The sequence below is a fragment of the uncultured Blautia sp. genome (assembly GCF_902497045.1).
GTDB lineage: Bacteria > Bacillota > Clostridia > Lachnospirales > Lachnospiraceae > Blautia_A.
Map to the genome: position 1 here is coordinate 1 of NZ_CABVDF010000087.1, position 10884 is coordinate 10884.

General features: G+C 43.1%; 9 protein-coding genes. 2 read left to right on the top strand and 7 right to left on the bottom strand.

Annotation, left to right across the window (positions count from 1 at the left end):
• Positions 1 to 42: 42 nt before the first annotated feature.
• Positions 43 to 660: an HAD family hydrolase gene (locus tag RDS42_RS07950; protein WP_308783178.1), complete on the top strand. Its 618-nt coding sequence runs from the start codon at positions 43 to 45 to the stop codon at positions 658 to 660.
• A 177-nt stretch (positions 661 to 837) separates the two neighbouring features.
• Here RDS42_RS07950 and RDS42_RS07955 read toward each other — a convergent pair whose 3' ends face one another.
• The 7 genes from RDS42_RS07955 to gap all read right to left on the bottom strand — a co-directional run bounded on the left by RDS42_RS07955 (position 838) and on the right by gap (position 9683).
• Positions 838 to 1131 (bottom strand): DUF3784 domain-containing protein, encoded by a 294-nt coding sequence (locus tag RDS42_RS07955; RefSeq protein ID WP_308783179.1) that lies wholly within the window; start codon positions 1129 to 1131, stop codon positions 838 to 840.
• Between the two features lie 22 nt (positions 1132 to 1153).
• A complete protein-coding gene (locus tag RDS42_RS07960) occupies positions 1154 to 3052 on the bottom strand; it encodes a peptidoglycan binding domain-containing protein (protein ID WP_308783180.1) in 1899 nt (632 codons plus the stop codon).
• Positions 3053 to 3400: 348 nt separating this feature from the next.
• A complete protein-coding gene (gene gpmI / locus RDS42_RS07965) occupies positions 3401 to 4942 on the bottom strand; it encodes a 2,3-bisphosphoglycerate-independent phosphoglycerate mutase (protein ID WP_308783181.1) in 1542 nt (513 codons plus the stop codon).
• A gap of 136 nt (positions 4943 to 5078) precedes the next feature.
• Entirely contained in the window at positions 5079 to 6374 is a 1296-nt protein-coding gene (locus RDS42_RS07970) for a homoserine dehydrogenase (RefSeq protein ID WP_308783182.1), read from the bottom strand.
• A 133-nt stretch (positions 6375 to 6507) separates the two neighbouring features.
• The gene (tpiA, locus tag RDS42_RS07975) at positions 6508 to 7257 is read right to left on the bottom strand and encodes a triose-phosphate isomerase (protein ID WP_156355230.1); all 750 of its coding nucleotides are present in this window, start codon (positions 7255 to 7257) and stop codon (positions 6508 to 6510) included.
• A 98-nt stretch (positions 7258 to 7355) separates the two neighbouring features.
• Positions 7356 to 8564, bottom strand: a complete 1209-nt coding sequence (pgk, locus tag RDS42_RS07980) for a phosphoglycerate kinase (protein ID WP_308783183.1) — start codon at positions 8562 to 8564, stop codon at positions 7356 to 7358.
• Between the two features lie 99 nt (positions 8565 to 8663).
• Entirely contained in the window at positions 8664 to 9683 is a 1020-nt protein-coding gene (gene gap / locus RDS42_RS07985) for a type I glyceraldehyde-3-phosphate dehydrogenase (RefSeq protein ID WP_156355226.1), read from the bottom strand.
• A 185-nt stretch (positions 9684 to 9868) separates the two neighbouring features.
• On the opposite strand from gap, the gene RDS42_RS07990 reads away from it, so the two are divergent.
• Positions 9869 to 10687, top strand: a complete 819-nt coding sequence (locus tag RDS42_RS07990) for a histidinol-phosphatase HisJ family protein (RefSeq protein WP_308783184.1) — start codon at positions 9869 to 9871, stop codon at positions 10685 to 10687.
• Positions 10688 to 10884 lie beyond the last annotated feature (197 nt).

The window sequence follows — 10884 nt, forward strand, 5'->3', positions numbered from 1 at the left end:
ATAAACTCAGAATATCATATAATTATAATAGGAAGGAATTTTATGGACAGTATTATTTTTGATGTAGATGGAACTCTGTGGGATTCCACAGAAATTGTTGCAAAATCCTGGGATTCTTATCTGCATGACAAGGAACATATGAATATATCCATCACTGCCGAAAGACTGATGGGACTTTTCGGGCAGCCTCTTCCGGCTATTGCAGCACAGCTTTTTCCAGATGTTCCGGAGTCTGAACAGCTTCGTATCATTGACGGCTGCTGTCAGGCTGAACATGAGGCTCTTCTTGAAACCTGTGCACCTCTCTATGAAAATCTGGAAGAGACTCTCAAATATCTTTCTGAAAAATATCCTCTTTATATTGTAAGCAACTGCCAGGCCGGATATATTGAAGTATTTCTGAAATCCTCGGGTCTTGGTAAATATTTCAAAGGACATCTGTGCTTCGGAGATACTGGTATGGAAAAAAATGATACGATCCTCCGACTAATGGAAATTCATCATCTGGAATCACCTGTTTATGTAGGCGATACCATGGGGGATTTTCTCTCCTGTCAAAAAGCCAATATTCCCTTTATATTCGCTTCCTATGGATTCGGAGATGTTCCAGAACCAGATTTCCAAATCTCCTGTCCCCTGGATCTTACTGCATTATTGTAAACAATACCTTCTCAACCCCTGAAGAATTTGCTTCCTCTTTATCTTCAAACGTGTACGAAGCGTTTTCACCGGGAAAGTCAGCATAGAAGATACTGTACTCCCAGCGAATGAAAAACAGCATGGAAACGGATTTTCCGAATTCCATGCTGTTTCTCATTTATATACGAAACTCTTTTGTTATTTTGTACATTTCTTTTTGATATACCATACCAGTCCGCCTAAAATCACAGCCAGAACTACTATATATCCAATCTTTGCAGCAACCGTTGTCGTATAAGAATCAATAAATGTTGCGATACCGATCAAAACAAGGGCAAGACCTGAGCCTTTCTCCATTTTTTTCTCATCATATTTTTTTTTACGGAGCTGTGCATTTCCGCCCTTCATAAAAAATGCTCCATTTCCGGTCAGAAGCATAATCCCCACGATCAGCGATGCTCCTGCAAGTATAAAGTCAAAAGATCTGCTCATTTTTCTTATTCCTCCAATTTCTTTAGTAAAAACATATGATCGGAACATTATAGTCAATCATACTGTACAATACAGCCGCATTGTCCGGCGGAAGATTGATACATCCATGGGATCCGCTGGTCAGATAAATGTCTCCTCCGAAAGCATCTCTCCAGGGCGCATCATGAAAACCAATGCCTCCGTCAAAAGGCATCCAATAGGATACCGGTTCTTCGTATTCATAAGTACCATCCGGCTTCTTGGCGCCACGAAGTACATCCGGGCTTTTCTTGTAATAGAGAGTAAAAATACCTGAATGTGTCTGCCTGTCTGCATAGCTCATATTTCCAGATACAAAATCCGAATCAAAGACAAGTGCACCTGACTGATAATAATACATATGCTGATTACTCAAATCTACTTCTATATAGGTGTTCCCAAGGTCATTCACTCCATGCGAATTAGCTCTCTGGCTATATACCGGTTCTCTGGATGTCTGGGTTCCGGACTGGATCTCCTGCGCAAGCTGCGCTGCCTCTGCTGCCTGGTCAATAGCCCATCCGTAAACAGAACTGGATACATATACCGTTCGTCCGCTGGTTGTATAAAACTCCCGCTCTGTACCTACTGTATTATAAGTAGCTGCAAGCTGTGCAACATAATCTGCTATATGCTGATGGAAAGTATTGTCGTCCAGAAGAAGCTGTCCTTTTTCATCAAACTGCAGCCATTCTTTAATAGTATTTCCATCAAGTGTTTTTGTCTGATCACCAAAGGTATACGTGATGCTTGCTTTTGTATAATTGTTGCATGCCTCCAGCGCAGACTGCAGCTCCGGATCATTCTGCGTTACAGATGCAGATACATACGCTTCCGGTGTAGATCCAAAATCTACAGATTCCTGTGTTTCTGCCACTGCCTGATCCAGAATCTGGTATGCCTGTTTTACATTCAGCTGAGTTCCCTGTGTTTCCGGAACAATCTGAAACTGATTGTCCTTAAAAGCCACGTAGGCATTTTCAGGTGCTGTCTGATTTTCTGCTTTCGCACAGTTTAAAGAGATCACCTGCTGCTGAAGGAGTGTTTTGTCATAGGATACCTTTTCGGATACCGTATAGCTTTTCTGCTCATAATACCCTTTGATCCACTCATATGGCTTCTGAGCTTTCAGAAGCTGAAGAGTTTCTCCTGTAGAAAGATACTGATAAGAAATCTGATCTCCTGTAATGACCTGCGGTTCTTGTTCTCTGGCCGCAACCTGTATCGAATAATCCTGTACTTTTTCTGCCAAAGCCTGTTCTGCCTCATATGCAGTCATTCCAGAACAATTAATCCCATTGATCCAAGTACCCTGAAAGAAATGGTCTGCATAATAATAAGAAGCCGCTCCATATGCACATCCGGCAGCAACAATAACCATTGCCGCCGCAATGCCGGCAATCTTCAAACCTTTATGCTTTTTTTTCTTCCCCAAAGGAAGTGCCAGTTTTTCATCAATATCATCAATAGGAACATATTTTACAGGCTGAGGTCTTGCGGATTTTGATCTGTCACGTACAGAAATCGTTTCCTCCTCATACCCTTCTTCCTCATACCCTTCTTCCTCATATTCATAATCTTCTTCTGAATCATATTCTTCCTCAGACTGATAATCTTCTTCCGGGTCATACTCTTCCTCAGACTGGTAATCTTCTTCCGGGTCATACTCTTCCTCAGACTGGTAATCTTCTTCCGGGTCATACTCTTCCTCAGACTGGCAATCTTCTTCCGGGTCATACTCTTCCTCAGGCTGGTAATCTTCTTCCGGATCATATTCCTCATCAGTATGCGATACTGTTATTTTATCCATCGCTGCATTGATCTTCTCTTCCATATCGGACGGTGTTTTTGTCTCATGTCCGGGTCCTGAGGGAATATCTTTTCTTTTCTCCTTATTGCTCATCTATTTTTCTCCTTGATCGTAACATCAAAAACTAATATACACCAAGCCATCCTATTATAACATACTTTCTACATTTTGTACCATATCTCATCTATGTTTTTTCCTATTCTGACATTTTTCGGATAACGGTTCACAGCCTGTTTTGGTCTATATATACAAAAATGTCAAAATATACTGTCTTACTGTCACAACTTACCTTATTTTTATCATATCAGACTCTATTTCTGTTATTGTATCCTGCAATATACTTTTTATCCTGCCAAAACAGCGTCCATTATATTCATTGTGGCTATACAGAAAAACAGATCCCAAAATATTCTCCGGGATCTGCTCTGTATGATCTATTTTTTATTTTTCAACAAGAAGGGATTCTCCTGTCATCTCTTCCGGTTTTTCCATTCCCATCAGTTCGATCAGTGTTGGAATAATATCTGCAAGGCAGCCGCCCTCTTTCAGAGTATATTTCGGATCTGCATTTACGAGAATAAACGGAACCGGATTTGTAGTATGGGCAGTAAACGGTTCTCCCGTCTCATAATCTACAAGCTGCTCTGCATTTCCATGATCTGCGCAGATAAACATCTGGCCGTTTACTTCTTTCACTGCCTCGACAGCTCTTCCCACACACTCGTCAACAGTTTCTACAGCTTTGACTGCTGCTGCTTCCACACCGGTATGTCCAACCATATCCGGGTTAGCAAAGTTAATGATCACCACATCATATTTATCGGACTTGATAGCCTCCACAAGCTTGTCGCATACCTGCGGTGCGCTCATCTCCGGCTGAAGATCATAAGTAGCAACCTTCGGGGATTTTACAAGAATTCTGTCCTCTCCCTTATTCGGCTCTTCCACACCGCCGTTAAAGAAGAAGGTAACATGTGCATATTTTTCAGTTTCTGCAATACGAACCTGTGTCATATCATGTGCTGCCAGATACTCTCCAAAGGTATTGTGAAGCTGTACTTTATTAAATGCCACCAGCTTATTCTGAATGGTATCATCATAATTGGTGAAACATACAAAAGTCACATCCAGTTTCTTTTCACGTGCAAATCCCTTGAAATCATCATCACAGAAAGCTCTGGTGATCTCTCGCGCACGGTCAGGACGGAAATTGAAGAATACCACGGAATCCTTATCCTGAACAGAAGCTACCGGTCTGCCGTCCTTTTCAATAACAGTCGGAAGAACAAATTCATCCGTCTTTTCGTTGTCATAGGATGCCTGAACTGCATCTGCTGCATCTGTACCTTTCACACCTTCGCCTTTTGTCAGGGCATTGTATGCCAGTTCCACACGATCCCAGCGATTATCTCTGTCCATTGCATAGTAACGGCCGGAAACCACACCAATCTCGCCTACGCCGATTTCCTGCATCTTAGCCTGAAGCTGTTCGATATATCCCTTTCCGGAAGCCGGAGGTGTATCACGTCCGTCCAGGAAGCAGTGTACATAAACTTTTTTCAGTCCTTCTCTCTTAGCCATTTCAAGTAATCCGTAAAGATGAGTGATATGGCTGTGAACGCCGCCGTCAGAAAGAAGTCCCATAAAATGAATAGCGGAATCATTGTCCTTTGCATTCTTCATTGCTGCAAGAAGAGCCTCATTTTTAAAGAAATCACCATCATTGATCTCCTTAGTGATTCTGGTCAGTTCCTGATATACAATGCGGCCTGCACCCATATTCATATGTCCAACCTCAGAGTTTCCCATCTGACCATCCGGAAGACCTACTGCCAGTCCGCTTGCATTTCCCTCTACAAATGGACACTCAGCCATCAATTTGTCCATGACCGGAGTCTTTGCCTCATATACGGCATTTCCGTCATGTCTCTCATTCAGTCCATAACCATCAAGAATCATTAAAACAGTTGGTTTTTTGCTCATAATGTTCTCCTTTTTGTATGATTTCCCCACAAAAACTGCGGAGTATTTGCTAAGTATATGCTCACATATTATATACTACCAAAAATCAGGAATTTTTCAAGGATTTTCCCCGAAAAATTCCTGATCTTTCCCTTACTTATTCTCCGTATACCCGAAGCATACTGGAAATCTTATGTACAGAATTTCGTCCGGACAGTTCTTCCATCGCAGTGCGGAAGTCTCCTTCCCGAACTTTGCCTGTGATCACAACTACTTCTGCACTTTCTCCTGCTTTTGTCTCTTTCTGGATGATCTGTGCAACGCTTACATGATATTTTGCAAAAACTGCTGTCATTTCTGCCAGAACACCGCAGCGGTCCTCCACATGAAGGCGAAGAAAATATCGATTATGAGTATCTGCCATTTTTTTCACCGGAATATTTTTATAGCATGTACAGCCGATTCTTGCACAGCAGTCTGCATTGATGTTACGGGCAATGTCAAAAATATCTCCTACCACTGCACTGGCTGTAGGAAGCTCCCCGGCTCCTCTTCCAAAAAACATAGCGTTTTCTACTGCGTCTCCGTTTACAAAAACTGCATTATATGAATCATTCACAGATGCCAGCGGATGGGAACTTGGTATCAGCATGGGACACACATATGCCTCGATCCCGTCCTGTGTATTTCTTGCAACACCAAGCAGTTTAATATCACAGCCCATTTCTTTGGCATAGCGGATATCTTTGGCGGATATTTTTGTAATACCTTCAATATAAACATCATCAAAAACAACTCTGGAGTTGAATGCAACCGAAGCCAGAATTGCAACCTTACGTCCGGCATCCAGACCTTCTATGTCTGCCGTAGGATCTGCTTCCGCATATCCAAGCTCTGTGGCAAGCGCAAGAGCTTCTTTGAATTCCATTCCATCCTGTGTCATTTTTGTCAGTATGAAATTCGTAGTACCGTTTACAATACCCATAACCTCTCTCATATGATTGCCTGCCAGGCACTGCTTCAGCGGACGGATGATCGGAATACCTCCGGCAACAGCCGCTTCAAAGAGGAAGTCCACATGATGCGCTTCTGCCATATCCAGGAGTTCCTTTCCATGAACAGCGATCAGATCTTTATTTGCAGATACCACATGCTTATCGGCTTCCAGCGCAGCCAGGATGCAGGTTCTTGCCGGCTCGATCCCACCCATCAGCTCGATTACAATATCAATCTCCGGATCGTTCAGGATCTCCTCCCAGTTGTTGGTAAGTACAGAGGGATCATCAACTCTGGAAGATGCTTTTTCCAGATTGCGGACCATGATCTTTTTGATCCTGATCTCACTGCCGATCTTTGCCTCCATTTCCTCTTTCTGTCCTTTTAGTACTTTATAGACACCGGTACCTACTGTACCAAGCCCCAGAAGGGCGGCTTGAATGATCTTCTTCTCCATTACGGATTCTCCTTTCTGACGGAATGTAAGTGTTGTTCTTATAGTAGATGAGAAAAAGATATTTGTCAAGTAAAGTGGTAACGTTTTATATAAGAAAAGAAGGCTCTCGAAAGAGCCTTCCTGATTATTTATCTTATTTGTAGTTTACAATCTTTCCGAAATCTTCTTTCAGGGAAGCGCCGCCTACCAGACCGCCATCGATGTCGTTCTGTGCAAACAGTTCCGGAGCAGTTGCAGCGTTTACAGATCCGCCGTACTGGATACGGATTGCTTCTGCAGTTGCCTCATCATAGATTTCAGCGATGCATGCACGGATATCTGCACAAACTTCCTGAGCCTGCTCAGTAGTAGCTGTCTTGCCTGTTCCGATAGCCCAGATCGGCTCGTAAGCGATCACTGCTGTTTTAGCCTGATCTGCTGTTACGCCCTGGAATCCAACCTTAACCTGCTGACGGATGAAGTCCATAGTCACGCCCTGCTCTCTCTGAGTAAGAGTTTCGCCGCAGCACATGATCGGAGTAATACCATGCTCGAAAGCTTTGAGCATTTTTTTGTTTACATCCTCGTTTGTCTCACCAAAGTAATCTCTTCTCTCAGAATGTCCGAGAACTACATATTTTACACCTGCATCTGTAAGCATAGCCGGGGAAATCTCGCCTGTGTAAGCGCCTTTCTCCTCAAAGTACATGTTCTCAGCACCAACCTGGATATTCGTATCCTTGCATGCTTCAACAACCGGAATGATGTCGATAGCCGGTACACAGAATACTACGTCAACCTCGTCATTCTTTACAAGTGGTTTCAGAGTTTCTACTAATTTAACTGCTTCGCTTGGAGTCATGTTCATTTTCCAGTTTCCAGCGATGATTTTCTTTCTTGCCATAATGGTAATCTCCTATCTTATTTTAATAATTGCCCTCACTAAGGAAGTTCGATTCACTAAATTCGGTCTGCGCCTTCGGCTTGCCCTCATTAAGTGTTCTATTTATCGTTAGCTGCTGCTACGCCCGGAAGCTCTTTTCCTTCAAGGAATTCAAGGGAAGCGCCGCCGCCTGTTGAGATATGGCTCATTTTATCGCCAAATCCAAGCTGGTTTACAGCTGCAGCGGAGTCACCGCCGCCGATAATAGTAGTAGCGTCTGTTTCTGCAAGAGCTTTTGCTACGGCGATTGTTCCTTTTGCAAGAACCGGGTTCTCAAATACACCCATCGGTCCGTTCCATACTACAGTCTTAGCTGTTTTTGCAGCTTCAGCGTAGATTTCTGCTGTTTTCGGTCCGATATCAAGTCCAAGTACATCTGCCGGAATCGCATCACAGTCAACATAGTCAACATCGATCTCAGCATCGATCGGGTTCGGGAAAGACTTAGCAATAGCTGTATCTACCGGAAGGAGAAGCTGTTTGCCAAGAGACTCTGCTTTTGCAAGCATTTCCTTACAGTAGTCAAGCTTTGTATCGTCAACCAGAGAAGCACCTACTTCCAGTCCCTTTGCTTTCAGGAAAGTGTAAGCCATTCCGCCGCCGATGATCAGTGTATCGCATTTTTCAAGAAGGTTGGAAATAACATTCAGTTTATCAGCAACCTTTGCACCTCCAAGAATTGCAACAAACGGTCTTACCGGAGTTTCTACTGCATTTCCAAGGAAGTCGATTTCTTTCTGCATCAGATATCCAACAGCGCAGGTGTCGATAAACTCTGTAACACCAACGTTAGAACAGTGTGCTCTGTGAGCAGTTCCGAATGCATCGTTTACAAATACATCAGCAAGGGAAGCAAGATCTTTGCTGAATGCTTCGCCGTTCTTTGTCTCTTCTGCACGATAACGTGTGTTCTCAAGAAGAACGATCTCGCCGTCGTTCATAGCTTCAACTGCTGCCTTGACAGAATCATCAACAACAACCGGGCTTGCAACAAATTTTACTTCCTGACCCAGAAGCTCAGAAAGACGAACTGCTACAGGAGCAAGAGAAAGCTCAGGTTTCGGCTCTCCCTTCGGTTTGCCAAGGTGAGAGCAAAGGATCACCTTTCCGCCGTCAGCAACAAGTTTCTTGATTGTAGGAAGAGCAGCAACCAGACGGTTCTCATCTGTGATCTTGCCCTCTTTCAGCGGAACGTTAAAGTCGCATCTAACCAGAACTTTCTGGCCTTTTACGTTGATATCATCAACTGATTTTTTATTTAATCCCATGATTGTATAACCTCCGAATCATAATAACTAAAAAAGGGCCCGGTCCTTATCAGACCGGACCCCTTGCTGAGTCTATTTCACTCTTTCGTATTAAACGAATCAAGCTCCAAGAAGTTTGCCAAAGTGTTTGATTGTACGAACCATCTGGCTTGTGTAGGAGTTCTCGTTGTCATACCAGGATACAACCTGAACCTGTGTTGTTCCGTTATCAAGCGGAAGAACCATAGTCTGAGTAGCATCGAACAGAGAACCATAGGTCATTCCTACGATATCGCTGGATACGATCTCATCCTCATTGTAACCAAAGGACTCGTTGGAAGCTGCTTTCATAGCTTCGTTGATCTGCTCTTTTGTTACAGTTCCTTCAACAACTGCTGTAAGGATTGTAGTAGAACCTGTTGGGGTCGGAACACGCTGAGCAGCGCCGATAAGTTTGCCGTTCAGTTCCGGAATAACAAGACCGATTGCTTTTGCAGCACCTGTGCTGTTCGGAACGATATTAACTGCTGCTGCACGGGATCTTCTCAGATCACCTTTTCTCTGCGGTCCGTCAAGTGTCATCTGATCGCCTGTGTAAGCGTGGATTGTGCACATGATACCTGTCTTGATAGCTGCAAGATCGTTAAGAGCTTTTGCCATCGGAGCAAGGCAGTTTGTTGTACAGGATGCAGCGGAGATGATCTTGTCTTCGCTTGTAAGACCTTCATGGTTTACATTGTAAACGATTGTTTTAAGGTCGTTTCCTGCCGGAGCGGAAATGATAACGTGTTTAGCGCCAGCATCGATATGAGCCTGAGCTTTGTCCTTGGATGTGTAGAAACCTGTACACTCAAGAACTACGTCTACGCCGATTTCTCCCCATGGAAGCTCTGCAGCGTTTGCTTTTGCATAAATTTTGATTTCTTTTCCGTCAACTGTGATAGAATCCTCACCAGCTACTACTTTGTCACAGAGAGCGTATCTGCCCTGAGTTGAGTCATATTTTAATAAGTGAGCCAGCATTTTCGGGGATGTAAGGTCGTTGATAGCAACGATTTCAAATCCTTCTGCTCCAAACATCTGACGGAAAGCCAGACGACCGATACGGCCAAATCCATTAATTGCAACTTTTACTGCCATGATAAATTCCTCCTATGAATTAAATGGTTGATTATGGCGTTTCCTATTCGTTAAAGAAACGTCAACCTGTGCTTATTGTATCGAATCTCATACAAAAATTCAAGACCATTTTGGAAAAAACATTGCAAAAATGGTAAATCTCTGTGTTATAATCGTATTATAATGGATATAAAGGAGGATTTTCTATGGAAAACCGTATTTTATGGGATTGTCACATGCATTCCTCTTTCTCCGCAGACTCAAAAACCGATATGGAAATCATGATTCAGGAAGCCATTGCCCGGGGGCTTAAAGGAGTCTGTTTTACCGAACATCTGGATCCTGATTACCCACCCACACCAGACAATCAGCTATTTCATCTGGATCTTTCAGCTTACCGAAGCAGACTATCCGAATTAAAGGAAAAATACAGAAATCATATCTCTGTAAATTTTGGAATCGAATACGGACTTCAGCCTCATCTGAAACAAAGTTTTGATCAGGAAATGAATCTGTATCCTTTTGATTTTGTAATCGGTTCTTCCCATGTAGTCCATGGCTGTGACCCTTATTACGGAGAATTTTTTAAAAATCGACGGGAGGCTGACTGCTACCGGGAATATTTTGAATCTATTCTGGAAAACCTCCGTGTCTTTTCTGATATAGATGTCTATGGTCATATTGACTATATTGTACGGTATGGTTCCAACCAGAATCGTGATTACAGCTATGAAAGCTATCAGGATGTACTGGATGAAATCCTGCGCACTCTGATCAAAAAAAATACAGGCATCGAAATTAATACAGGCGGCTATCATTATGGGCTTGGAGAACCTAATCCCTGCACCGCAGTGATCCGTCGTTACCGGGAACTTGGAGGCGAAGTTATCACCATCGGCGCAGATGCCCACTCTCCGGATAAAATCGCATTTGCATTTGATAAGGCGGCAGAGATTCTGAAAGACTGCGGCTTCCGGTATTACACCATATTTAAAGGAAGGAAGCCCGAGTTTATCCGTCTGTAGAAACTTGACATTTTGTCTCCATCCTTTTAAGATTAAACATAAACGGAACAGAAAATGTTTCCACATATTTTATTGCTTTAAATTAATAGGTAATTGCGAAACAAGTCCGCAATTCTGATTGAAAACAGGCGAAGGCTCCTGCCATGCAGGATTCTTGGGATAGGAAGTGAAAATCGTTCATTTCTTGGCACAACAAA

Coding starts and splice junctions, on each gene's coding strand:
- RDS42_RS07950 (WP_308783178.1), top strand. CDS start 43: ATGGACAGTATTATTTTTGATGTAGATGGAACTCTGTGGGATTCCACA.
- RDS42_RS07955 (WP_308783179.1), bottom strand. CDS start 1,131: ATGAGCAGATCTTTTGACTTTATACTTGCAGGAGCATCGCTGATCGTG.
- RDS42_RS07960 (WP_308783180.1), bottom strand. CDS start 3,052: ATGAGCAATAAGGAGAAAAGAAAAGATATTCCCTCAGGACCCGGACAT.
- gpmI (WP_308783181.1), bottom strand. CDS start 4,942: ATGAGCAAAAAACCAACTGTTTTAATGATTCTTGATGGTTATGGACTG.
- RDS42_RS07970 (WP_308783182.1), bottom strand. CDS start 6,374: ATGGAGAAGAAGATCATTCAAGCCGCCCTTCTGGGGCTTGGTACAGTA.
- tpiA (WP_156355230.1), bottom strand. CDS start 7,257: ATGGCAAGAAAGAAAATCATCGCTGGAAACTGGAAAATGAACATGACT.
- pgk (WP_308783183.1), bottom strand. CDS start 8,564: ATGGGATTAAATAAAAAATCAGTTGATGATATCAACGTAAAAGGCCAG.
- gap (WP_156355226.1), bottom strand. CDS start 9,683: ATGGCAGTAAAAGTTGCAATTAATGGATTTGGCCGTATCGGTCGTCTG.
- RDS42_RS07990 (WP_308783184.1), top strand. CDS start 9,869: ATGGAAAACCGTATTTTATGGGATTGTCACATGCATTCCTCTTTCTCC.